The organism is Jilunia laotingensis, from assembly GCF_014385165.1.
Classification (GTDB): Bacteria; Bacteroidota; Bacteroidia; order Bacteroidales; family Bacteroidaceae; genus Bacteroides; species Bacteroides laotingensis.
Map to the genome: position 1 here is coordinate 1,060,987 of NZ_JACRTF010000001.1, position 24,815 is coordinate 1,085,801.

Below are 24,815 nucleotides of genomic sequence, written 5' to 3' on the forward strand. Positions count from 1 at the left end.
CATTATTACACTCATCATCAAATCCGTAGAAAGAATAAACCATGAACATCCAAGAAGCAAAACAAATCAGAATTGCAGACTATCTGCAAAGTTTGGGCTACACGCCCGTCAAACAGCAAGGCAACAGCCTTTGGTACAAATCACCATTCCGGGAGGAAACGGAAGCCTCGTTCAAAGTGAACACCGACCGTAACCTGTGGTTCGATTACGGGCTTGGCAAAGGCGGTAACATCATCGCTTTGGCAGAGGAACTATACGCATCCGACTATGTGCCCTACTTGCTCAACAAGATAGCGGAGCGAGTACCGCACATCCGTTCCGTATCTTTCTCTTTTCGCCAGCAAGCATCCGAACCGAGTTTCCAGCATTTGGAGGTGGGAGAACTTACCCATCCTGCATTGCTCCGTTATTTGCAGGAAAGGGGAATAAACATCAACTTGGCAAGGCTGGAATGTAAGGAGCTGCACTTCATCCATAACGGCAAGCCCTATTTCGCCATCGGCTTTCCCAATGTTGCCGGAGGATATGAAGTGCGTAACCGTTTTTTCAAGGGTTGCATCGCACCCAAAGACATCAGTTATATACGCCAGCAAGGAGAACAGCAAGAGAAGTGTCTCGTGTTCGAGGGTATGATGGACTATCTGTCCTTCCTCACGTTGCGGATGAAGAACTGCCCGACCATGCCCAATCTTGATGGGCAGGATTATGTCGTTCTCAATTCGGTTGCCAATGTTTCCAAAGCAATGGATGTGCTGCATGGGTACGAGCGCATCCACTGCCTGCTTGACAATGACGAGGCTGGAAGAAATGCCTACTTGGAATTGGCAAGAGAGTTCAGCGGTCGTATCAGGGACTTCTCCGACAACTACAACGGACATAAAGACCTGAACGATTACCTATGCGGTAAGTGGCAGAATGTAACCGTTAATCCACCTCCACGAACCATCGTAAAACCCAAAAAGAAAGGACTTGGATTATAGCACCTTGAACAAGAAAAACGTGAGATGCTCAAAACTCATTCCATAAGGATTGGGAGGTAGCAAGTTTGTGTTTCGGGCGTACCGAAACCGCTTGCTACCCACTTCCCAAGTTTCGGAAGATGGCATCCCGTTGGTCTATACAGTATAATCAGTAACAGAATTAGAAGAAACGAAATATGGAACAGAACAAGGAACGTAACAAGGGTGGTCGCCCCAAGAAGGAAGCGACCGAGAAACTGAAATACCGTGTCGCGGTGAAGATGGCGACAGCCGACTACTACCGTCTGCTGACACGGGCGCATGAGGCTGGTGTATCACCGAGTGAATATATGAGGGGGTGTTTCCGGAACGGTCATGTGAAAGAACGACTGTCTGAGGAACACGCCGGATACATCCGCCAACTCTGTGGCATGGCGAACAATCTCAACCAGCTTGCGCACAAGGCTAACGCCGGAGGCTTCCACGATGAACGGTGGGACTGCAAGGTGGCAGTGGCAAGGATTCACGAACTCTTAACCAAGATAGGGATATGATGGCGAAAATCGTAAAGGGAAGCGACTTCAAGGGTGTGGTGGATTATATCCTTGATAAAGGAAAGAATGCCCAAGTTGTCGCATATGATGGCTTGTTTATGGAGAACAAGGAAACCATTGCCATGAGTTTCAATGCCCAGTCGCTGATGAACGGCAATGTGGCGAAACCTGTCGGGCATATCGCATTGAGTTTTTCCAAAGAGGATGAGCCACGTCTGACGAACTGTGTCATGGGAGGTATCGCACTTGAATATATGGAACGGATGGGAATCAAGGACACGCAGTTCTTCATCGCCCGTCATTTCGACAAGGAGCATCCGCACGTGCATATCGCCTTCAACCGCATAGACAACAACGGCAATACCATATCCGACAGGCACGAGCGTCTGCGCAGTACCCGTATCTGCAAGGAACTAACCTTGATATATGGCTTGCACATGGCAAACGGGAAGGAGAATGTCAAACGCAACCGATTGAAAGAGCCGGATAAGACAAAGTACGAGCTTTACGACATCCTTAAAACGGAAGTCGGCATATGTGGAAACTGGGGCGTGCTTGTCGCAAATCTAAAACGGCAAGGAGTGGAAGTGCATTTCAGCCACAGAGGACAGACGGACGAGATACAAGGCGTAGTGTTCACCAAGAACGGCTACCACTTCAACGGGTCCAAGGTGGATAGGCGTTTCAGCTATTCCAAGATTGACGCAGCTTTGCAGAGTAACAGATGCAGGGAACGGAAAGGAATGATGACCAACGAATATGAAGTTGCTACACCAAGTACACCATCCAGCATAGCACAAAGTGAGTTCTTCAACGGTTCATTGGGATTGCTGAACGGTAGTGATTCTTCTTGCAACGCTGCTGATGTAGAAGCCAATCAGGAAATGGCAGAGATACTTCGTAGAAAGAAGAAACGCAAACGAGGAATGAGATTGTAACAACCATAGAACATAGTCCGGTGGAAAATTTCATCGGCGACTATATTATAATCGGACGTTCGGGATTATGTGCGAAAGATGAAATCCATCCGAACGGGATAAAAACAAAACAAAGAGATAAGGGTGAATTATTGGATTGTATTCGCTCTTATCTCTTTTCGACTAAAGATAAGTTAAAATGATACTGCACAAATAAAAATAATCGGAAACACTTGCGCATTCCGAAATATGCTCGTAATTTTGCGAACAACAAACAACACCGTGAAAATGGATAATAAAGAATATACTACAACTCAAGAGCAACTTGCCCGGTTCGCCAAAGCAATGGGACATCCAGCGAGAATGGCAATTCTTGAATTTCTGATAAAGCAAAATACGTGTTTTTTCGGAGATATACATGAGGTACTGCCGATTTCTAAAGCAACTGTTTCTCAGCATCTGAAAGAGCTGAAAGATGCAGGATTGATACAGGGAGAAATAGAAACTCCCAAAGTAAAATACTGCATCAACCGTGAAAATTGGAAGATTGCCGGCACAGTTGCATAAGTCCGTGGCAATATAATCATGTTATCCAAAGATCATAGACGCTCTGAACATAAAGAAAGGTAAATCCTGCACACCGCGTAGTTGTGCTCTAAAGCCTTTCAACTTAGAGTTAAGAGATTCAGCATGAGCATTGGTTGATCTGTTTATGAAGTAATTTAGTACTTCTTCTTCCTTATACTTGATGGCATCCCTTGCAGCCTTTACTTCACGCAACGTACAAGCTAATACCTTCTGATACCACTCATGCAGTTTAACCTTAGCAGTACCCCGGTCGATAGACTTGTTGCTAAACACGCTTCTTAGGCTACAAATCAAAGTATATGCTTCCTTTATCTTTGGGAACATCCTGAAAAGTATCTTTGCACGTGTTTTCTGCCTGTCTGTCCATTTCTCACCACTCACACTCAGCAGATACTTGCTTCTTGTCAGCAGTTCTATGACAGTCTCGCCATTGGCAAGCATGGTTGGCCTGAAGCGTTTGTTCAACCTCTGTGGCTTGCGTCCCCGCTTCTTGCCTTTGTATTTCTTTGGATGTTTCTTGCGGTAGTATTTACGGCTCTTTATCAGCTGTTCAAGTTTCTTTTTGAACATGGCCTTCTCCTTGTTTTGTGCTTTCTGTGCTTCTCGTTTAGCTTTGAGGCGGAGTTCCTCCACTGCTTCGATACAACGCTTGACGATATGGAAGCAGTCAATGACTATGGCTGCATTAGGAAAGGCTTCTGTGACGACAGCAAACATGCTGTCAGAGAAGTCCATGGTAACTTCCTCGACCTGCTCTCGCTGTTCCTGCGGTATCTGCATAAGAACATTGATAATGTCTGAGGCCTTAGTGCCTTTTACAGCTGCTATTAAGGTGTGACGTTTTCCATGCCCTTCTTTGTTGGTCAAGAATGTCATCAGATCCTTGTGAAGCATGGTCTCGTCAATGCCCAGTCGTTTGCCTATGTTCTTAGGATGCAGCACCCAGTCCTCTGCATGACTGGCTTGTTCCCAATTACGGAAACCGCTCAGATGATCCTTGTAAGCACGCTCCAGGTTATTGCCATCTACCTTAAAGTATAGCCCCAGCGAGCGGGCCGTTATCGGGTAGGTATCCAAATATTTTTTTTAAGACATCAGCAAACTCCTTAGAGTAGCTGGTGTTATCAGCAAGCAACGAGTACCTGTCAAGGATTATGTTTCTGCCTTCTGCCGTTAACCATCTGCGACGTCTGACATGAAGAACGACCTTGTGATCACGGATAGGAAAGTCGTTAACCTGACGGCTTTCCGTGAAACCATTGGGCTTAAGGTCGTGCCACTCTTCTTCCCGTGCATCTTTTTCGTCAAGATAGATGTGAAGAAGGACGCGCTCATTACCAGTCTCTTCAATAATGCCAGTGTGGTCTTCATTAACGGCTGTAACGTCGAAGAACTCAAGTATGCCTTTGGGAAGAAGGTAACTTGCCAGAATCTTATAGTCAAATGCTGATCGCTTACTCATGAGTGCAAAGGTAATGCTTCTTATAAACATTTAAGCATTAAACAAGAAAATATAGACCTATACTACAAAAATAAGCCACGGATATTTGCAACTGTGCCAATAAAAGCTTATCTTTGCAACGAATTTAGAATAAACAAATCATGTCAAGTATACGCTGTGCATTAGCACGTACATTTAGAATTCGCGCATAGTCTATACTGAGAACGCCTTTCTCAGTTTTCTTATAGCCTTCGAATCTTCTGAGGGCAGATTTTTTATTATCATTTATTAATCAAGATTATGGCACAGATGGCATTCTGTGTCTATATCTCATTTATAAGAAAACAAGTATGGACTTAAATAAAAAACATTTATTATATCTCATTGTATTCTTCTTGTTTCTAAGTTTAAATGCCTTTGGGCAATCAAATAATATCACAGGAAGAATACTTGACCAAAGCACAAAAGAACCTGTTGAATACGCCAATGTTACTCTGTTCAGGCAGGATTCGGTATTTATAGAAGGAACGGTGAGTGATACAATTGGAAGGTTTGGATTTACAAACCTCATTTCCGATGATTATGTGTTATTAATATCCTACATGGGCTTTGAAACTAAAAAAATCTTATTGCAAAACTTTTTAGAATCAGTTGAGATAGATGTATTCTTGAGTGAACGGATGTTATCGCTTGATGAAATTGTCATTTCAGCTTCATCTACAATCAGTAAAATAAATCAACGGATTGTTTTTCCAACAAAGCTGCAACTTGACCACTCGGCAAACGGAATGCAACTATTGAATACTATGATGCTTTCGGGACTGAACATTAATCCGATGACGAATACAATTTCATCCTCCGATGGAGGGAAAGTTGTGTTGCAAATCAATGGAGTGAATACGACATCAGAAGAGATTCTAACCTTGCAGCCACGCCAAATCAGACGGATTGAATATTCGGATTATGCAGGAATAAGATATGGAGAAGCATCTAAAATTGTTAATTATATTGTTACAAGAGATGATAAGGGTGGTATTATTGGTATGGACTTGATGAACTCCCTGAATATTCTTGCGGGTGGAGATGTATTTTTCGCTAAGTTTAATAAAGGGAAGTCGGAATATGCATTGAATTACACAACTGCTTTTCAAAAAATCAACAGCAACAACCGGACACGTACAGGAAGTTATCGGTTCAGAAATTCTATCCCATTACAGAGAGATGAAATCGGAGATGGCGGAGATTACTCATATCAGATGCACGATGTTACTTTCGGTTATAACTATCAAAAAAATGATTCGACATTCTTTAATGCCAAGTTGAAGTATGCCTTGACGGATCATCCGCATAACGATTTCAAAAGTAATCTGAAAGAAAATAGCATAGAGATAGGACAGATATTGGATGGTGTCAGTCAGAAAATAAATACTCCAACAATGGACTTATACTATGAGCATGGTTTGAAAAACCAGCAAAAAATTTACGTCAACATTGTCGGAAGTTATATCAAAGCAGAAACAGATCGCAACTATATCGAATACAATGATATTGATACTATTTTTAGAGAGCAGTTTGGTTTGACTTCCGATAAATATTCATTGATAGCAGAAGGAATTTATGAGAAGAGTTTTACTTATGGAAGTTTGAAATTTGGGGTAAAGCACGTACAATCATTTACGAAGCAGGAAATTCAGCAAAATGGAGTATTTCAGTCAGATTTGAAACAATCAGAATCTTCTATTTTCTCAGAGTGGCTCCATAGTAAAAATAATTTCAGCTATTCTTTTGGGTTGCGGATTAATCGAGTGCATTTTTCTAACACTTCGACCAATAAGAGTTATTATAACCTTTTGCCCAAAGTCATGTTGGGGTATAGGTTGAATGAAAATTCTTTTATCCGTTACGATGTGGAGATGACTCAGACCAATCCGACTTTAGCTGAATTGACCAACACGGAAATTAGGATCGACCCTTATCTTGCCGAAAAAGGCAACTTATCATTAAAGCCCTATAATAATCTGAATAACAATCTTTTTTACGAAAACAAGAAAGGATTATTTACATTCAATGCTAACCTGAGACATCATCACAAGCATAATCCCATCATGGAATCACTTAAAGAGCAAGGCGATGTATTCTTGATAATGTCTGAAAATATGAAGAGCTGGAACAAATATAATGCTGAAATGACCCTAAAGGTGGGAATGATAAAAAACATACTGCAATTTTCTTTTACAGGTGGGTACAGTCATTTCAACAGTCAAGGGAAGAATTATTCTCACACACATTCTAATTTCTATTATAGTGCGAATGTTTTGGCAATGTATAAGAAATGGATGTTTATCGGTCAGATACAACCATTTGACGAAAAGCTGTATGGTGAAACCCTTACTAAAAGCGGTAACTATCACTATTTAGCCATTCAATATAACACCGATAATTTCTCTTTTGGCATAGGAGCGTTCAATCCATTCCGGAATGTTTCACGTACTATTATAGAGAATAAAAATAATCAGTCACCTTTCAGGCGGGAAAGCTTCAGTAGTGCCTCCCAAACCATTGTTGCTACTCTTACGTGGAACTTTAGTTTTGGAAAAACTCACAATTCAAGTAGTAAGTCTATTGAAAATAAGGATACTGATTATGGTATAAAAAGCAGTTACAAATAAAGGAGTTTGTTATGAATGAAAATAGCTTGGAGTTATTCAGTCTATTATCTGACACTCCACAAGTTTCAAAAGAAGAAATGCAAAATGCCTATAAACATTTTACGGAACAGATAATAGCGATCAGTCAATCCGAACAAAGCTATCATGAAATATTTCGGAAACTGAATATTACCCGTATCGAGTTTGATTCTTTGAAATCATCATCTTTTTATGAGTTGAAAAAAAAATGAGCTCAAAAAAGTATATCAACGGAAAGTGATGATGTTGCTTGAATCTGAAATTGATTTGCTGAAATTTACTTTCTTGCGAACAAATCACTTCTCCAACAACAACCAATCAAATATCCCCAAAGTCTATTTTATCCCCAATTCTCGAAAAGGATTGGGAATTGACAGTATGGGAGAATTAGCCGTATCGTTTGAACTCTCCGGGCAATTTGTTAATGAAGCAGGAATCTCCGTTCCATATATCCATATTGCCCATGCTCTGGAACAAGCCTTCAATTTCACGTTTGGGAACGTTCATAAATCTAAGGGTAGAGTATTCAAGCGCAAACCTTTCAATCTTACCAAAGCGTTGGATTACCTGAAAAATCTCGTCATCCGGGAAAATCGAAACAGGGTTGCAAACAAAGATGAAAAAAGATGATTTTATAATTCACTAATTTATAGATGTTTGCAAAACGGCTTTAGGGGAGTCCATAGGGATTCCCCTATTTTATTTGCTTCGTTCTTCCGTCCTTTGCTTCGTCAATGCATTGGACACAAGTAGTATTAATCAGTAAAACGAAGTAAATCATGTATATCAATAACGAAGATTTTGAAATATGGATGCAGAAGTTATCCAAAAAATTGAGTGAGATCGGTCAAGACTTGAAATCACTCATCAACACCAAAGAAGTATTTGACCCTGATGAGAAACTACTCGATAACCAAGATTTGGCTTTTCTTCTCAAAGTGAGTTATAGAACTCTTCAACGATACAGAAGCAGTAAAAAACTACCCTTCTTTATGGTAGCTCATAAGACCTATTACCGCACTTCTGATGTCCGGGAGTTTGTCCGTTCCCATATGGATTTTCAAACCTATCAGGACTTTGAGAAAAAGCATCCGAAGCCCGAAGACGAGGACAAGAAAGACGAAAATGATGAATGATTCTGCTTTTTATGTTCTTAGCAGAATAGCGCAAGCGGATGAAGGCTTGTTTTAAGTTTACGCCTTCAAAGTAGCTCCGCATTTAGCCGAAACAACCTCGCCTCCCGGCTCTGTTCGTTTCGCTAAATTGAGCAAGAGGGAACTGGACTTCGTCCTGTTCTTCCTCTTGCCCTGCGGGGCAAAGCCTTCGGCTTTAGTGCTTTAGGATAAAGCACAGTTATAACACTTGCTATAACTCGAATTGATATACAATTCTATTTCAGCAAGTTATATATATGAATAGCTATAAAATAGTTATAACTATGGCTAAACAGAATAGAAATATCATATTTACGACAATAGCGATAGAAGCGGAAACGGACAAGTTGATAGAAAAACTTTGTAAACGCTATTCGCTGAAAAAAGGAGAAATTACAAAACTGGCTTTCCTATATCTGGATAAAGCCCATATCAACCCTGCGGATGCGCCTGAATCGGTAAAGACGGAACTTGCCAAAATCAACAAACGGCAGGATGATATTATCCGTTTCATTCGCAGCTATGAGGAAGATAAGCTAAACCCGATGATAAGAACAAGCCATTCAATCGCTACCCGCTTTGATACTGCCTTGAAAGAACAGAAAGGATTAATAACTTCTGAAATAGAGCAAAGCCGGGAATTACAGGATAATGTTCTGAAAAAGATAAGCGAAACTTTCAACCAACATGCCGGAGTGATTAACAACCAAGCTAAACAGATAAACGAGCTTGCCCAATCCATAAACGCATCATCAAAAAAGCAGGAGCGGAATAATAATAAACTCCTGAAATTGATTTCCCTGTATTCGGAACTGGCAACATGCGGAGTAATGGACGGTAAGCGGAAAGAGAACCTAAGAGCAGAAATAAACGACCTGATAAACGAATAACCCATGAATATAGATTTCCCGCCACCGTCCAAAGGCACATATAACAATGCAGGCAGTAGCCGAAAGCTATGCAACTATTGTGAACATGAGGACATGGAACGCATGGAGCAAGGAATCTATACAGAGGGCTTTTTCAATCTGACAGACGATAATATCTACAAATCACAGGTTGTAAAAGATATAGATAGTAATATCGGTCAGTTATTAAAGACGGATGCCAAGTTTTACGCTATCCATGTAAGCCCATCGGAAAAAGAACTTCGGGCAATGGGCAATACCGAACAGGAACAAGCCGAAGCCATGAAACGGTATATCCGTGAAGTGGTTATTCCCGAATATGCCAGGAACTTCAATAAAGGACTATCAGCAGAAGACATAAAGTTCTATGGTAAAATACATTTCAGCCGGGACAGGTCAAACAATGAGCTGAATATGCACTGCCATTTGATTGTTAGCCGGAAAGACCAGTCCAATAAGAAAAAGCTATCTCCATTAACTAACCACAAAAACACCAAGAAAGGAACGGTTAAGGGTGGTTTTGACAGAAAGAACCTATTCCAACAAGCAGAGCAGGGATTTGACAAGCTATTCGGCTACAAACGGGAACTAATCGAATCTTTTGAGTATTACAACACCATGAAGAACGGCAGTATCTCCGAACAACTTAATATGCAGGAACGCCAGATTTCCAATGAAAGAAAAAATACAGATATGCAGACTGGCTTGTATGCAGATAAGCAAGGCGAACCGAATGAAAACAAGGTTGCATATAAACAAGACGACAACCTTTCAAACGATATTGAAAATAAGCAAAGTTTCAATCTCCCTGATTTGGGTTTATCATCTGCATTGGGTTTGCTTACTCCTGATGCCAATAAAGAGGAGGAGCAAATTCCCGTGAAAAAGAGAATAAAGAAGAAGCCGAAGCGAGGATTCAGGCAATCATAAATCACAGATATATGAACGAGTACGAAGAAATGCGAAAAGAAATAGATATATACCTGATGAAACGGTTTAAATATCGTCTATCCCTTGTCAGACTTACGCCTGATAATATCCTAATCACCCGAAGAAACAGCCGGTTAGACCTGTATTTGCGTATCCGCAGAGTAGAAAGTATATTTCCACCCGATTGCCTTATTTTAGCCCAAATCAGCTTCCGAAAAGAACGTATAGGGAATGGAACACATTTCGTTCGTTTTCTTTCAGAAATAGCCTTGAAATACGGTTTTAGGTATGTCGGAATTGAATCAACCAATAAGAAAAGTAGTTCATTTGCCAAGAAGTTGGGTTTCTACTCAATAGACGGCTTTAACTATGCAATATCAGTGAAGAATCTCCTATCATATTTTCAAGATAGGAGATAGTATAATTCTTTATTTATTTGATTTACAAAAGTACATTCCGGGAATAGAACGCCAAGTTCCTATGTTTGTAATTGTTTAGCAAAAAGCTAAGCATAAATCACAAGATTCTTATATTTAACGTGCAAATATTACAAACATAAAAATCAGGGACTTATGCTTAATCAAAGAAAAGAATTAAATTTTGAAGGACAAAATATCTATATAGGTATTGATGTCCATCTAAAGAGTTGGACTGTTACAATATTAACAGAAACAATGCCTCATAAAACTTTTACCCAACCACCGCAAGCTCAAATTTTGTCAGCTTACCTGAATGAACATTTTCCAAATGCTGATTATTATTCTGCTTATGAAGCTGGCTTCTGTGGTTTTTCTGCACACTATCACTTACAGGAGTGTGGAATAAATAATATTGTTATCAATCCATCTGATGTACCGACCTCTCAAAAAGAGAAATGGCAAAAAAATGATCCGGTTGATAGCCGGAAGATTGCTCGCGCATTACGCTCAAAGGAACTGATAGCTATTCATGTTCCGGATAAGAAATCTTTATCAGACCGTTCGTTAATCCGCATGAGAAGTAGTCTGGTAAAAGACATGACAAGATTTAAGTTGCGCTTGAAATCTCTCTTGTATTTTTATGGGATAAGGTTTCCCAAAGAATTTGAAAATAGCAATACTCATTGGTCAAAGCGCTTTATTAAATGGCTTCGGGAAGATATTGTCCTGGATACTTCTGCTCGCCAAGCTTTAGACCTGTTTATAAAAGAAGTTGAAAACCAGCGCATACTTTTACTGGAAGTGAACAAGAAGATACGTCATTTATGTAAAACTAAAACATATAAAAATAATATTGATTTACTGCAAAGTATCCCGGGTATTGGAATTACCAGTGCCATTGTTCTGATGACACATATAGAAACTATCGATCGTTTTAAAAATACAGACTACTTGGCCTCTTATGTAGGATTGATTCCCAATAGCCATTCCAGTGGTGAAAGTGAGAATAAAGGAGAAATGACTTTTAGAGGGCAAAACCACTTGAAAGCTATTTTGGTGGAATCCTCGTGGGTTGCAGTCAGGGTAGATCCGGCTTTATCTTTAAGTTATAATACCTATATACACAGGATGCAGCCGAATAAAGCAATTATCCGCATTGCAAGAAAATTATTGAACAGGATTTATTATGTACTAAAAAATCAAAGGGAATATGTATGCGGTGTTGTTAATTGATTCCTATACAGACATACAATAAATAAATGACCGCTTGGCTTGGTGTGTAGCTAAGATGTCTACTCCGTCAAGAATGCGGCTTTTCACCTATTAAAACTGAACTGGAAAATGTAGCGCAAGTCTACTGATAGAAGTATGTCTTTATAGGATATTTACCGGAAATAAATATAGAAAACTCAAGTTGTTTTCTACTAAAATGCTATCATAAATAATTGATAGTATATATGTTTATTGTAGAAAGAGTTAGTGCGTTGGAACATATTTTTTCTTTTCAAACGCCCTCGAGGGTTTTGGGGAGGGGATTTGAAAAGAAAAAATATTTAGGGCAGTCGTGTTTTTTTAGCTTAATTTATTTGGATTACAACATAGAACACCAAGCCGCAAGCGGTTTTTAGAAATTTCTTCCTTTTCATGCTGAAAAGAGTAAATTTCTAAAAAGTGTTGTCTTATCTATTCCCTGCATGAATGGGATGTATATCAATTAAAAAAAAGAAAAAAATATTGTTAGGGATTGAGTATTTGCGCCAGATACAGCCACTTTCAGCCATTGCACCCCATTTCTTAAAACCTGCCTGAAATCTGTTTTCCTTTGCCTGAAAATCATTGCAATGAGAATAATTTCAGTAATCAGTAAAAACAGATTTTAATATGGATATAGTAGCAATCGAAAGCAAAACGTTCGAACAGATGAAAGGGCGTTTTGAAGATTTTACCCGACAGATAAAGAATCTATGCGGGGAGAATCAGGACAAAGAAAAATGGTTAGGCAACGATGATGTTTGTAGTCTTCTGCAAATATCGCCGAGAACATTACAATCATACAGGGATAACGGCACCCTGCCTTATTCGCAGATTGGGCGTAAATGTTATTACAAGGTATCGGATATTGAGGATTTAATCAGTCAGTCACAAAGAAGCAAAGAGCAAAAATGAAAACAGAAAATATCAACTTAGATAGGTTGGTCGGTAATTGGGAGAGCATAAACCTGAATCCGACAGTTATCATATATCGAAGCGGAGAAAGCTATTTACTTAGTGTTATCCACATGAACGAAACAAGCAAACAGGCAAGCCCTGCTACTTACGAGATTCAGGAAGATGAAGACGGCTTCTTTATCAACTACAATCTGAAACGGACGGCTATTAGCCATGATACCAAACTGGATATATTAACTATCTCCGCATTGGGTGACTATATACGGAACTAAAAAGGATACAATAGTGGAAATACTGGATAAGAAATCAACGGAAATAAATTCTTTCTTCACGGGATTGGATGAGCTACTGGATACCATACAGCAAGCTCTTAAAAATCGGACTCCACACCTGAATGGTGAAAAGTTTCTGTCAAACCGTGATGTTTGCCGGATGCTTCATATCTCATCCCGAACCTTGCAGGATTGGCGGGATACGGGTAAAATCCCATTCATTCAGATTAAGGGGAAGATTTTGTATAAGGAATCGGAGGTTTTGAAGTGGTTGGAACAGATGCTTGCGAAACAGAACCTTTGATAGTAAGCTGGTTTAAATGAATATTTTAAGAAAGACTTAGAAAATGACCTCTAAGTCTTTTTTTATGAGTATTTTTGCAAATGTTGAATACATTAATTCGAACTATATGACAAATCTTTATTGGCCTATATATAAGAAGATAGAAAAGGAGATTGTAGAACTGTCAAATCACATTCATTTTGACGATAATCAATTATCTGTTTATTCAGTGAAAATAGTAGAATTATTGATTAGATGCGTCGTTGAAATTGAAGCTATATCAAAGGATTTATATTTAAAAAATGGAGGAGCGATACCTGCTGGTAGAGTTCTATATTATGATACAGATTGCTTGAATTTGTTAGAAGGTATCTGGGAACTTAGTAAAAAGCAAGTTATTGTATCATCTGCAAATTTTTACTTTCAGGATAATAATAATAAGATATTGTACCCTTTAAGAAAGGCAAACAAAAGAAGTACTAGCGGGGCTGATTGGGCGAAAGCTTATCAAGCAGTAAAACATAATCGTTCCCTAAATCTAAGCAAAGGAAATATCAAACATTTACTTCGAGCCTCTGCTGCTCTATTTCTTTTAAACCTGTATTATAGAGATGATGTGTTCGAACTTTCAAGTAATAATACAAATACTTTCACGGAGAAATTTTCTGAAATATTCGATGTTAAAGTTCATACTTGGGCGGGAGATTCTACTGGAGCTGATTCTTATGTGAAAAAACCAGATTTTGAAGAATGTGTTTATTTAATAAAATGGGCAAATGACTACAAAAATAAATTTACGGAATGGGCTAGTGAACAGGGGCGAAAGTTAAATGAAATAATTTTTAGTCACCCAAAAGTAAATCAATACATAAATGAAAATCTAATTGAAGATGGAAAGATAAAAGAGAAAGAGTTTGCTTCTTTTATAGAAAATAGAGACTATTTCAAGTGTTTTGATATGAAAAAAGAATATGGAAGTATGATACAGAGTGCAGGTCGCCACGCTTCAGAAAAATTAAAATTTGACTTTAAAAGAACTCCTGCCCAATTTGAGGCTGTGTTAAATAAGAATCAAAAAATATATCAAAATGGTTAGTTTACTGTAAAAACAGAAAGCGAATCACATCCGATCCGCTTTCTGTTTTTTAGATATTATCCTCGTTATTTTCCCTTTCAGGAAACCGTCTGTTTCTTCTTATTTTATGAATTTTGCAGTCATTTTCGGGCAGTTCATATTTTCCCTGAATGGTTTCCGCCAATTTGCTCATATCTTCATTGATTTTTGTACGGGTTATTTCCGCATAGATTTGGGTAGTGGCAATATCCTGATGCCCCATCATCTGGCTAAGGGTTTCAATAGGAACGCCTTGCGACAGGCAGACTGACGTAGCAAACGAGTGCCGGCTCATATGGTAGCAAAGCCTTTGGGTAATTCCGGCAGCTTTGGCAATCTTCTTTAGTTGCACATCCATGTTTTCTACTGTCGTCATTTTGAATACTTTCCCGTCCCGACCTGCAAAGTCTGTATTCCGGTATTTCTCCATGATTCGCAGAGGTATATCCAACATAGGTATATGCGAAACGCTTCCGGTCTTTTGACGGTTCAGGGTAATCCACAAACTGCCGTCTTCCTGACGGTGGATATTATCATGCCGGAGGTTTACCATATCTGCATGGGCAATTCCGGTAAAAGTTGAAAACAAAAACATATCCCGCACGAAGTTAGCCGAATCCTTCTTCATCCGTACCTGAAGCAGTTTTTCTATTTCATCCATAGAGAGCCACCGCCGTTTACTAATCGGTCGCTCCGGTCGGTAATTGAAAAACGGGTTTTGAAGCAATAGACCTTTATTTAAAGCCCGTTTTACAATCGTCCGCATTGGTTTCATAAAAAACATTACAGTTTTCGGAACATATTGCAGGTTGACTTTCATATAGTAGTCGTATGCTTCGATAAAGGAGTAATCAACCTGTTCAAACGGAATATCCGACAGCTCGTATTTTTCGGACAGGAATTTCTTTAATAGCCTGTAAACCTGTCCGTATTTCTGATAGGTAGAAGATGTTATCAGAATACCGACAGCCTGCCGTTTTTCTTCAATAAGCTCGGCGAACTCTTGCATGAGTGTATTTTTGTATTTGCAAACTGGGGCGCACCTGCTTCGTCAGATACTGGACTCTGGTATTATATATTCACTTACAAGTGGTATATTGTCGGTGCATTGTCGCTGTTGCTTTGCTGGTCGCTTGTCCGAATACTGAAACTGCGAGTGCTTGGGGTGGTACTTGGCGCGATGGCTACTGCCGTTTCCGTCATCCTTGCCAATCTGTTTATTGATGATACAAAACTGATTCCACTTGTGCCGATGATTGTTGCGATTACCGCTCTCGCCGTCATCCTGCTCTTTGACAAACAGGATGAAGAAAACAGGGAATGGGCAATATCCTCGTGGGGCTTCGCCAAACAGATATTGCCGTTGCTGGCTATAGGTGTAGTGACAGCAGGTTTCCTGCTTGGCTCAACGCACGACAATACAGCCATTGCAGGTGTCATTCCGAACAGTTGGATAGAATGGGCAGTCGGGGGTAATTCGCTTTTGTCTAACTTCTTTGCATCGTTTACAGGTGCATTTATGTATTTCGCCACATTGACCGAAGTTCCAATCATTCAAGGTCTGTTAGCTTCCGGCATGGGTAAAGGTCCGGCACTGGCATTGCTGTTGGCTGGTCCGTCATTGTCTCTTCCGAATATGTTGGTCATCCGTGGTGTAATGGGTACAAAGAAGACCATTGTATATGTTACTCTTGTAATCGTAATGGCAACGGTTTCAGGCTTTATATATGGAAATCTATTTTAGAAATTATGAGAGTATTGATACTTTGTACAGGAAATAGTTGCCGCAGTCAGATGGCTCATGGCATTTTGCAATCATTGGATGATACGATTGAGGTCTGTTCGGCAGGCACACATCCTGTTGAACAAGTAAACCCTAATGCCATAGCGGTAATGCGTGAAATAGGCATAGACATATCCGAACATACTCCCACAGATGTAAGGCAATACCTTACCCAAGAATGGGATTATGTAATAACGGTATGCGGAAATGCCAATGAAACCTGCCCGGTATTTGCAGGACATGTCAAACATCGCTTGCACATCGGCTTTGACGACCCTTCCGATGTAACAGGAACACCCGATTTTATTAAAAACGAGTTCCGTAGAGTACGAGATAATATCAAGATGAAATTCTATGATTTTTATCTTCACATTAAGGGTCATTGCTGATGACCAATAAAGAAGAAGTTACCTCAGCATACATTTTCTTGTTCTACTCAATCTACCAATCACACGCTCCATTAGCAACATCGGCAACCTCTTTGTAGGTCTGCCGATGTTTTTATTACTCGGACATTCTGTTTTTCTTTCATCAGAATCACGCACATCACTTAACGAGTGCAAAACCTCCAAATTTTACTTGATAACAGACCATATGTTCAACAGAAAATAGTATCTTTGCACACATACAGAGTTATTTGACAGAAAAGCACTGCATATCGCAGAAGTTATGACCATTGCCAAGTCATTACCTCATATTTGTAAAACATATCATAAGTGGATTATTCTTAATTAAATACTATTCTTGAATAGGATTTTTCTAAAAAATCTCTCTTTCACATTTTCTGTCTGCAAGTGAGCAATGGCATCTCTTTTTCTATCATTCTCTACAATATAAAATAGAGAATCAGCCATTTGTTTAAAATAGAATGCCTGTTTGATGTCGGAATCAGAAACAGCCATGTCGGACAAACAAGAATATGCTTCCGAACGAACCAACAAATCATCATCCTTCAAACAAACATCCAAATACTTTTCCGCTTCTTGTTTCCGTCCCATCATTTGGTACAAGTGCCCCAAAGACAAATAATGACGTATTTTCTTTGAATCATTAGGTTCCTTTGCCAAAACTTTCAGGAACAACCGCTCCGCTTCCTCATATTGTTTTTGATAACTATATACGAGCCCGAGCAGTTTATCGGCTGAAACGGTTAATCTAACCGGATTCGTATCAAAAAAAGAAAGACTACGATCCACACATTTTTTGACACTATCCATCTGTTGCATCAGAAAGAAGGTATTACCCATTGTTTGGTAAGCATACGCTACATTCAGAGTATCTTTTGCTTCATAATAATATCGGATAGCTTCCTGTGAACAATGAATTGCCTCAGTATAGAGTGATTGATTTTGGTTCAATATAGCTATATTTCCATGTAACAATCCCAACATTTTATATTCTCCAGCTTCTTTCAGTGCATTTTGGGCTTCCAGATAGATTTTCATAGCACGTATATCTTCATCACACATTTGCATGACACGTCCATAATAATACATGGATTTCCCATAACGCGAAGGATCGTCATAATCCTTAAAATAATTCACAGAATATATGATCGAAGAATCGGATGACAAGTCTTGATAATTTTTGTCACGGGCTTGAGTCAGTAACAAATAATAACGGGCAAGAGATTCCTCGGACATTTTTTCCGGCTCGGTCACTGACTCAAGAAGCTGCAATGCACTATCGGGATGTGCCTCCATACATCCTTCCACACGGTCGAGAAGAGAATCCATTGACTTGGGAGTGAATTGACAAGAAGTCACCACACCTGATAAGAGGATAGTAAATAGAAGTGACTGTATAGTAAGATTCAAGTGCTTCATATGACAATAGCCGGTTAATGACGCTGTAAAAATACCAATAAATACAATTAGTTTCCAATCAACAACTACTTTTTATGTAGATACCGACAAAAAGACTTTATTAGTAAACGAAAGACAGAGAAAAGGAAGAAAGAGAATAAATATCAATGGCTGTCCGAAAAATCAACCTTAGTTGACAAATTAAATCAAAGGATAAAGACAACAAACATCCCCATGTATTTGAGAAGAACACCCGGATGTTTTATGCTACAACATCCGGATGTTATTAAGTAAAACATCCGGGTGTTATTACTATTAAACTAGGAGAAAGCGGAGGTAAAGTACCGAAAAACAATCGGTTAGAAGGGCATTCCTTGCATTCTGAAAAGCCATAGCTATTTGTTGTTTTATTAAAATAAAAGAAGCCCCCTTTCAGAGATTCTGAAAAGGAGCTTTCTTTGCTGATTTTTAAACTTATGTATTCCCTAAAGACTACTTTTTGGCTTTATTCTGTCCGGGATAAGGCTCAACCATACAACGTTTTGCCCATGCTTCATATCCTTTCACCATTTCGGCTACTTTCTCGGGGTATTTGGCAGCCAAGTTATGGCGTTCGCTACGGTCTTCGTTCAGATTATAAAGTTCCCAAGCAGCTTTTTCGCCCGGACGAACCAGCTTCCAACCGTCATTGGACAGGAAAGCACGTTCATTGAAGTGTTCGAAGCCGATATATTCGTGTCCTTCACGATGTCCGGTCGTGAAGATAGGAATCAAGCTCTTGCCTTCCATCGGAATGATGTCATGACCGCGATATTTAGTAGGATATTCAGCATCCGCCAAGTCAAGACAAGTTGCCATGATGTCCATGACGTGACCGATCTCGTGCGTGAAGCCACCTACATTCTTTTTAATTCCGGATGGCCAATGGGCAATCATCGGGGTACAGATACCGCCTTCATATGATTTGGCTTTCCAGTAACGGAACGGAGTGTTGGCAACATTGGCCCAACGTGCGCCCAAAGAAGCATAGGTGGTTTCCGGACCAGGCATCACTTCCTTGTTCTTCGGATAAACCATTACTTCACCCTTGCGTGTCAAGTCGGGACGGTCGTTCTCTCCCGGTGAATAATTCTGACATTCTTCATTGCTGCAACCATTGTCGGACATGAAGATGATAAAAGTATTGTCAAGCTGTCCGGTCTTCTCCAAAGCATCGATGACCTGACCGATACCTTGATCCATGCGGTCGATCATGGCAGCATGAACAGCCATGGCGCGTGCATCCCATTCGGCATCTTTATTATCTTCCCATTTGTCATGGAACTGACGGTCGGACAGGAAGTCTTTCTGATCACCGAACAGGCCCATCTCCTGTTGGCGTTTGTAACGTGCATCGCGGATGGGTTCCCAACCTACTTTATAAGTATCTTTGTATTTCTCGATATCTTCGGGCAGTGCATGGAGCGGCCAGTGAGGAGAGGTATAGGCCAGATACATGAAGAAAGGTTTATCATCTTCAGCATACTGGGTAATTTCTGCGGCAGCACGGTCGGAAAGAGCCTGAGTAATGTAATAGCCTTCGGGTACTTCCTTGATAGGCACTTCACCTTCCACCAGACTGAACGGGTCGAAATAATCGACTACACCGTAGATGGTTCCGTAGTGGGTGTCGAATCCCCGATTAACAGGATAGTTGCAGAGATCGGAGAACTTTTCATGATACACATGATGAGCCAGCCATTCGCGTTGGTCGTCGCGCAAGGGAGTTTCGGCAATGTGCCATTTACCGACCATGCTCGTCGTATAGCCTGATTCCTTGAGAACTTCTGCAATGGTAACGGCATCGCGTGAAAGCGTACCGCGGTACCCCGGCAGATGATCGTCAAACGTCATACGCCCGATACCTGCCTGATGCTGATACAATCCGGTCAGCAAAGAAGCGCGCGTAGGGCAACTACGGCTTGTATTGTAGAAATGATTGAAACGTACGCCTTCCTGGGCAAGCCTGTCCAGATTGGGTGTATGGATTTCACCTCCATAACAGCCGAGGTCAGAATAACCGAGGTCATCTGCAAGAATTACTAAGATATTAGGCCGCTTGTCGGTCTTCTTACCTTTGGCTTTTACACCAGTCGTACCGGCTGCCATCAGCACTGCCGGTAAAAGGATTAATTTAGAATTCATAGACATTAGGTATTAATGAATAATTTATTTGTGTTTCGGATATACTTGATGCGAATCGGCCCACTTGTTCCATTCGGCAACCAGTTGCTTGAGTATCTTCGGACGTTCGAGAGCCATGTTTACGTGTTCCGTACGGTCGGCTGTCAAGTCGTAGAGTTCCCATTTGTTTGAATCCTGGTCTTTCACCGCTTTCCAGTTCTCCCACCACACGGCACAGTTGTCGAAATGCTCGCTGAATATATAATCATGGATCACGGCATCGGGCTGTTCGATGGTAGGAAGGAGCGTCTTTCCTTCAAGCGGAAAAATGGTATTCCCTTGATACGTCTCGGGATAAGTGGCATGAGCCGCATCGATAAACGTTGCCATAAGGTCGGGTAGGAAGATGCGGTTATGGCGGATTTCTCCACCATACTGCGCATATCTGGCAGGCCAGGAAACGATGAACGGGGCCGCTGTTCCACCCTCATAGGCTCTCACTTTGTATTTGCGGTAGGGCGTATTGCTTACTTGTGCCCAAGGAAGCCCGTAAGAGGGTTTATCCGATGAAGAGGGATCATTGATCATGTCTACCCCTCCGGAACCTTTTTCGACATGGGGTTCGGCACAGGCTCCATTGTCTGAAAGGAAGACTATGATCGTGTTGTCCATCTCGCCTTTCTCTTCCAGATGTTTCATCAAACGACCGATATTATAGTCCATGCAATGCACCTGTGCGGCATAAACCGCCATTTTCATGTCCATATCATTCTTCTCCTGTTCAGTCAGTTCGTCCCAAGTTCTGGCTTCCCATTGTGCAAGCCGCCATTTCGGGTCGACCAGTCCCATCTTGACCATTCGCTTCAAACGAGCTTCGCGAACAGCACGCCACCCTTTCTTATATTTCCCCAGAAATTTATCGATATCTTCCTGCTTTGCCTGCAAGGGCCAGTGGGGAGCATTGTAAGACAAAAAGAGGAAATACGGGGCACCGTCTGCCGGACGATCATCTATGAATCCAATAGCACGGTCGGTGAATGCGTCCGTACTGTAATACGGTTGTTCAGGAGCCGGAAGGCGGGTGTTATCTTCTGTCAGTCCGCGTCCGCCTTCGGGACGCAGATAGCTACAGGCACCTGCCAAGATGCCGTAGAAATGATCGAAGCCACGTTGCAACGGCCATTTCTCTTGTCCATGCATGCCGAGGTGCCATTTACCAGACAGGTAGGTATGATAGCCCGCCTCCCTGAGAACCTCGCCCATTGTGACACAATTATGGTTAAGATAGCCTTTATAGCCGGGCGTACCCCAGTCATCGGGTCCCCACGGTGTTTCGGTCATTGCTCCGATCCCTGTTTGATGAGGATATAAGCCGGTGATCATACTTGCCCGCGAGGGGCAAGAACGACCGGCATTATAAAATTGCGTATAACGCAGTCCTTGTTTGGCTAACTCATCCAGATGGGGGGTCGGGATTTCTCCACCGTAACAACCCAAATCCGAATATCCCAAGTCATCAGCAACAATCAAGATGATATTGGGCTGTTTCGTTTGCTGAGCGATACAGTTCAGAGAAATCAGGGGCAATGCCGCGCTTACTAACCATTTATTTGCATCCATAAGCATTAAAAAAAAGTATCTTATTTCTTATGCATCTTATTCATCAACACTTGCATCCAGTATCCTCCAACGACAGAACGGGCTTTGAAGCCTACGAACTTACCGCTATCGGTATGATGCCAGTCACTGAGTGGTACACGAGTTACCGTTTCATTGGCGTATTTATAGATAGGAGAGATAAACTTCCCAAACGTAGCTTTATCGGGCGAAAGTGCTGCCGACCACATGATCCAGTCGGACTTAGTGTACTCTTTACGCGAATCCAAAGGCAAACCGTAAGGATTCTGTTTCGTAAGATAATAAGCTACTTCTTTAGAAATAACGTCATTAGGGAAGAGATTCAGATTCCACATCTTATCCCAAATGATATTGTACTTCTGGCTCCAGGTATCTTTGCGGTCGAATGCGAGACGATAGTGATCACCTTCATTCGCCATCTGCTCCCATTTGACTGCCATCTTTTTAGCGATGGCCCCGTACTTGTCGGCCACTTCATCGAGTCCCAGCATACGAGCCATCTCGCTATAACCGGCTACACCCATGATGGCTTTGATGGACAAGTTGGCATTGTGCGCCCAATGTCCGGCAAAATCATCGGTACAAAGTTGGTTTTCGGGATCTTGCCCGTATTCTGCGAGATAGTCTGTCCAGATGGTCAAGATATCCCAGTACTTCTTGGCATAATCGGCATTGCCTTCAATCTTTGAAATAGCAGCGGCAAGAACTACCATGTTACCACTCTCTTCTATCGGCATGTCGCCTCCGTATACCTGCCCGTTAGCGATGGGATAGGTACCCAAGTCGTGTGCGGCAAAAGGTTTGTTCCAACGTCCGCTTGCACTGTATTCGAAGATACTGGTCATCATCGCCTTCTGCAAATCGGGGTTGTAAACCAAGAACAGAGGAGCAGAAGGATAAGTCAGGTCGACGGTATTGATGCAACCGTTACTATTATTTTCTTTGGAGAAGAACAGCAGGTTACCTTCTTTATCCGTAAATAGCTTGTGAGCTGAGATGACCTGGCGATAAGCCAATGCACAAAGTTCGGCATATTCCTTGCCTCCGGCTTTTTCGGCATCGTTCATCAGCATCTCGTCATAATCACGGCAACGTTCCATAACGGCATTGTAGTTCTCCTTTGCCTTTTCGAAAGCATCGAAAATGGTCACTTTACCGTCATGTTTCCAATATGCCATCCGCTTTTCGTACATGTACTCAATAGAATAGATGTCGTCATAACCGATCATTACATATCCGCTTTTGCCTTCCTTGGAAACGGCTCCCAAATCATGGGCATATGCCATAGCAGGCATATCGGTAACCTGACGGGTAATCCATTTGGTTTGCGGGGTCAACAGATCGCCCTCATTAATAAACGACTCCTTCATCCCATAATAATCGCCTAAGCTGAGAGAACGGTCGGTAGAATTTCCGCTAGCCAGATACGCATACCCCCAGTCTATACAGATACCATCGCCTTTGCGATCGCAAATGGGCTGATCGATAGTTCCTGCTTCCACATAACTTAAGCCGTTGCGAGTAAATGAACGGGCAATGGTAGGTTGTGTCTGTTCATTCAGGGCAAGTTCGGGGGTAGCTTCCAGATAGAACTGCACATCATGCTGTTTCTTATCCATCGGACGTACCTGATAAGAGATGTAGTTGATCGGAGTGGACATCAAATCGAGATCGTCCATTAGTTGCGGTGCGGTGAACACGACATCCAGTTCCACCGGGCCACATGAGAATGTATAATAAGTTTGTGTCGGGAGTACGCTTACGTTTTTCTGAATAGCCTCAGTTGTAAAACTGGCTGTTTGTTTCTTTTCACGGTAAATACCAAAATCAAGATATGCGCCTCCGGTTGTGTTGTGACAGTGTGCGGCAATTACATTTTTTCCATTACGTAGTTTCTTTTTAGCTGTTTCCGTAAGTTGCAGTTGTACATCATTATTCCAGCTATAATCTGTGCCTACCAGTTTTTCACCATTTAAATAAAGTTCAAATACGTCGTCGTGTGAATAAATCAAATATATATTATCGTCTGCATCAAGGTTGTCCATATTAAAGGCACGCCGTACCCAAATATCGTCATCTCTCCACTCTGTGTGGATACGTGGCATATCGCGCGTACCGAATGCGGCTTTTCCACGTTTCCAGCTGCTATCGTCAAATTCCATTTCCGTCCATCCCTGTGAAGGCGTCTGCCGGGTAAATGCTCCTTCCCATACTTCTACATCCGTCATGGGAGCAATAGGTTGGAGGTTTTGCTTGTCTTTTCCCATAAAGCGATATACTTTGCCATCGACGCGCAAGGCGCCAACCAAAGGTTTACTCGCATTCGTCCAGTGTTTCGTACTGCCTTCAGTAAGCTTGTCATAAGGTGACCAAATTGACAAATAAGGGTCTGCCATCACCAAAGGTACGGATGGGGCTCTTAAAGCAACCTCTTTTACCGGTTTAAACAAATCGGAAGCCTGCGCATTGCACAGTAAACTCACCGACAAAGCCATTGTAAGTAGTTTCTTCATGATTTTAAAAGTTAATATTCGATATAATACTGCTCATCAGTGTTTTTAATAATCCTGCAAACAATCTTGATTTTACCTTAAAACAAAAAACCAATACCGTCACCCACTGCGGTGACAATCCTTTTACCTAACCAATAATCAATTCACTTGTCTAATCATAAAACTGACATGCCCCGGGAAATGAAAGGCATCTTTCAAATGGAAAGAACATTTATATTTATATAAAATGAGATATTTCCCATAGCATGTATTTTTAAGACAAAGGCAAATTAAGCCGTATCTTTCGAGCTTTCACAAAAAAAGATGTTCAATAAATAACAAATACTACTCTTTAATCTTATCAAAATGGCTAAAACACGATATTGATCTGTTTTTTCTATTTTATGAATAGATTTTTTTAAAGGCTGGCCAATTCTTCTTTCATCCTCCTTACGGTGATATTTTGCATATCTCAAATTAAAAGACACCATCCTGCCCTATCTCTAACATTCATTTGGCGAATGCCCATAACTCTCTCT

Annotated in this window: 25 protein-coding genes; 18 read left to right on the forward strand and 7 right to left on the reverse strand. The window is 41.1% G+C overall.

The window, feature by feature from the left end; genetic code table 11:
• Positions 1 to 41: 41 nt before the first annotated feature.
• From H8744_RS04200 to H8744_RS04215, 4 genes are all read left to right on the forward strand, one after another.
• Complete coding sequence (locus H8744_RS04200; RefSeq protein WP_011967347.1) at positions 42 to 980, forward strand: toprim domain-containing protein; 939 nt, start codon at positions 42 to 44, stop codon at positions 978 to 980.
• A 176-nt stretch (positions 981 to 1,156) separates the two neighbouring features.
• Complete coding sequence (locus H8744_RS04205; RefSeq protein WP_011967348.1) at positions 1,157 to 1,513, forward strand: MobC family plasmid mobilization relaxosome protein; 357 nt, start codon at positions 1,157 to 1,159, stop codon at positions 1,511 to 1,513.
• Entirely contained in the window at positions 1,510 to 2,451 is a 942-nt protein-coding gene (locus H8744_RS04210) for a relaxase/mobilization nuclease domain-containing protein (protein ID WP_011967349.1), read from the forward strand. The genes H8744_RS04205 and H8744_RS04210 overlap by 4 nt, the downstream gene beginning before the upstream one ends.
• A 267-nt stretch (positions 2,452 to 2,718) precedes the next feature.
• Positions 2,719 to 2,997 (forward strand): ArsR/SmtB family transcription factor, encoded by a 279-nt coding sequence (locus H8744_RS04215; protein ID WP_117463630.1) that lies wholly within the window; start codon positions 2,719 to 2,721, stop codon positions 2,995 to 2,997.
• 21 nt (positions 2,998 to 3,018) lie between these two features.
• Here the strand turns inward: H8744_RS04215 and H8744_RS04220 are convergent, their stop codons facing one another.
• Together H8744_RS04220 and H8744_RS04225 are read right to left on the reverse strand one after the other, a co-directional pair.
• Positions 3,019 to 4,095 carry a transposase gene (locus H8744_RS04220; RefSeq protein ID WP_233513296.1) on the reverse strand — a complete coding sequence of 359 codons (1,077 nt, stop codon included), beginning with the start codon at positions 4,093 to 4,095 and terminating at the stop codon, positions 3,019 to 3,021.
• On the reverse strand, positions 4,049 to 4,480 hold the full coding sequence (locus tag H8744_RS04225; RefSeq protein WP_233513297.1) for an ISAon1 family transposase N-terminal region protein: 432 nt from the start codon (positions 4,478 to 4,480) through the stop codon (positions 4,049 to 4,051). Before H8744_RS04225 ends, H8744_RS04220 begins: the two co-directional genes overlap by 47 nt.
• A gap of 329 nt (positions 4,481 to 4,809) precedes the next feature.
• Here H8744_RS04225 and H8744_RS04230 point away from each other — a divergent pair, with 329 nt between their 5' ends.
• The 12 genes from H8744_RS04230 to H8744_RS04285 all read left to right on the forward strand — a co-directional run bounded on the left by H8744_RS04230 (position 4,810) and on the right by H8744_RS04285 (position 14,377).
• A complete protein-coding gene (locus H8744_RS04230) occupies positions 4,810 to 7,128 on the forward strand; it encodes a TonB-dependent receptor (protein WP_050486452.1) in 2,319 nt (772 codons plus the stop codon).
• Positions 7,129 to 7,139: 11 nt separating this feature from the next.
• Positions 7,140 to 7,358, forward strand: coding sequence for a hypothetical protein (locus tag H8744_RS04235; protein WP_032845630.1), 219 nt, complete (start codon positions 7,140 to 7,142; stop codon positions 7,356 to 7,358).
• Positions 7,359 to 7,386: 28 nt separating this feature from the next.
• Positions 7,387 to 7,776: a hypothetical protein gene (locus H8744_RS04240; RefSeq protein WP_050486453.1), complete on the forward strand. Its 390-nt coding sequence runs from the start codon at positions 7,387 to 7,389 to the stop codon at positions 7,774 to 7,776.
• Positions 7,777 to 7,925: 149 nt separating this feature from the next.
• Positions 7,926 to 8,282, forward strand: a complete 357-nt coding sequence (locus tag H8744_RS04245) for a helix-turn-helix domain-containing protein (protein ID WP_032845627.1) — start codon at positions 7,926 to 7,928, stop codon at positions 8,280 to 8,282.
• Positions 8,283 to 8,584: 302 nt separating this feature from the next.
• Positions 8,585 to 9,190 (forward strand): BfmA/BtgA family mobilization protein, encoded by a 606-nt coding sequence (locus tag H8744_RS04250; protein WP_032845625.1) that lies wholly within the window; start codon positions 8,585 to 8,587, stop codon positions 9,188 to 9,190.
• A 3-nt stretch (positions 9,191 to 9,193) separates the two neighbouring features.
• Positions 9,194 to 10,138, forward strand: a complete 945-nt coding sequence (locus tag H8744_RS04255; RefSeq protein ID WP_032845623.1) for a DUF5712 family protein — start codon at positions 9,194 to 9,196, stop codon at positions 10,136 to 10,138.
• Between the two features lie 11 nt (positions 10,139 to 10,149).
• Positions 10,150 to 10,557 carry a hypothetical protein gene (locus tag H8744_RS04260; protein WP_032845621.1) on the forward strand — a complete coding sequence of 136 codons (408 nt, stop codon included), beginning with the start codon at positions 10,150 to 10,152 and terminating at the stop codon, positions 10,555 to 10,557.
• A gap of 153 nt (positions 10,558 to 10,710) precedes the next feature.
• Complete coding sequence (locus H8744_RS04265; RefSeq protein WP_117463636.1) at positions 10,711 to 11,790, forward strand: IS110 family RNA-guided transposase; 1,080 nt, start codon at positions 10,711 to 10,713, stop codon at positions 11,788 to 11,790.
• A 648-nt stretch (positions 11,791 to 12,438) separates the two neighbouring features.
• Positions 12,439 to 12,723, forward strand: coding sequence for a helix-turn-helix domain-containing protein (locus H8744_RS04270; protein ID WP_032845619.1), 285 nt, complete (start codon positions 12,439 to 12,441; stop codon positions 12,721 to 12,723).
• Positions 12,720 to 12,998 carry a DUF3876 domain-containing protein gene (locus tag H8744_RS04275; protein WP_032845617.1) on the forward strand — a complete coding sequence of 93 codons (279 nt, stop codon included), beginning with the start codon at positions 12,720 to 12,722 and terminating at the stop codon, positions 12,996 to 12,998. Before H8744_RS04270 ends, H8744_RS04275 begins: the two co-directional genes overlap by 4 nt.
• A gap of 13 nt (positions 12,999 to 13,011) precedes the next feature.
• A complete protein-coding gene (locus H8744_RS04280) occupies positions 13,012 to 13,302 on the forward strand; it encodes a helix-turn-helix domain-containing protein (protein ID WP_032845615.1) in 291 nt (96 codons plus the stop codon).
• A 106-nt stretch (positions 13,303 to 13,408) separates the two neighbouring features.
• The gene (locus H8744_RS04285) at positions 13,409 to 14,377 is read left to right on the forward strand and encodes a hypothetical protein (protein ID WP_117463638.1); all 969 of its coding nucleotides are present in this window, start codon (positions 13,409 to 13,411) and stop codon (positions 14,375 to 14,377) included.
• Between the two features lie 49 nt (positions 14,378 to 14,426).
• Here H8744_RS04285 and H8744_RS04290 read toward each other — a convergent pair whose 3' ends face one another.
• Positions 14,427 to 15,404 carry a site-specific integrase gene (locus H8744_RS04290; RefSeq protein WP_117463640.1) on the reverse strand — a complete coding sequence of 326 codons (978 nt, stop codon included), beginning with the start codon at positions 15,402 to 15,404 and terminating at the stop codon, positions 14,427 to 14,429.
• Between H8744_RS04290 and H8744_RS04295 the strand changes: the two genes are divergently transcribed.
• A complete protein-coding gene (locus H8744_RS04295; RefSeq protein WP_233513298.1) occupies positions 15,399 to 16,139 on the forward strand; it encodes a permease in 741 nt (246 codons plus the stop codon). The genes H8744_RS04290 and H8744_RS04295 overlap by 6 nt on opposite strands.
• A 5-nt stretch (positions 16,140 to 16,144) precedes the next feature.
• On the forward strand, positions 16,145 to 16,567 hold the full coding sequence (locus tag H8744_RS04300; protein WP_011967356.1) for an arsenate reductase ArsC: 423 nt from the start codon (positions 16,145 to 16,147) through the stop codon (positions 16,565 to 16,567).
• Positions 16,568 to 16,909: 342 nt separating this feature from the next.
• On the opposite strand, the gene H8744_RS04305 is transcribed toward H8744_RS04300, so the two are convergent.
• The 4 genes from H8744_RS04305 to H8744_RS04320 form a co-directional block, all read right to left on the reverse strand.
• Positions 16,910 to 18,004 carry a tetratricopeptide repeat protein gene (locus H8744_RS04305; RefSeq protein WP_262433645.1) on the reverse strand — a complete coding sequence of 365 codons (1,095 nt, stop codon included), beginning with the start codon at positions 18,002 to 18,004 and terminating at the stop codon, positions 16,910 to 16,912.
• Between the two features lie 471 nt (positions 18,005 to 18,475).
• The gene (locus H8744_RS04310; protein ID WP_262433646.1) at positions 18,476 to 20,167 is read right to left on the reverse strand and encodes an arylsulfatase; all 1,692 of its coding nucleotides are present in this window, start codon (positions 20,165 to 20,167) and stop codon (positions 18,476 to 18,478) included.
• A gap of 24 nt (positions 20,168 to 20,191) precedes the next feature.
• The gene (locus H8744_RS04315; protein ID WP_262433647.1) at positions 20,192 to 21,766 is read right to left on the reverse strand and encodes an arylsulfatase; all 1,575 of its coding nucleotides are present in this window, start codon (positions 21,764 to 21,766) and stop codon (positions 20,192 to 20,194) included.
• Between the two features lie 20 nt (positions 21,767 to 21,786).
• Positions 21,787 to 24,297, reverse strand: coding sequence for a glutaminase domain-containing protein (locus H8744_RS04320; RefSeq protein ID WP_262433648.1), 2,511 nt, complete (start codon positions 24,295 to 24,297; stop codon positions 21,787 to 21,789).
• Positions 24,298 to 24,815: the final 518 nt, after the last annotated feature.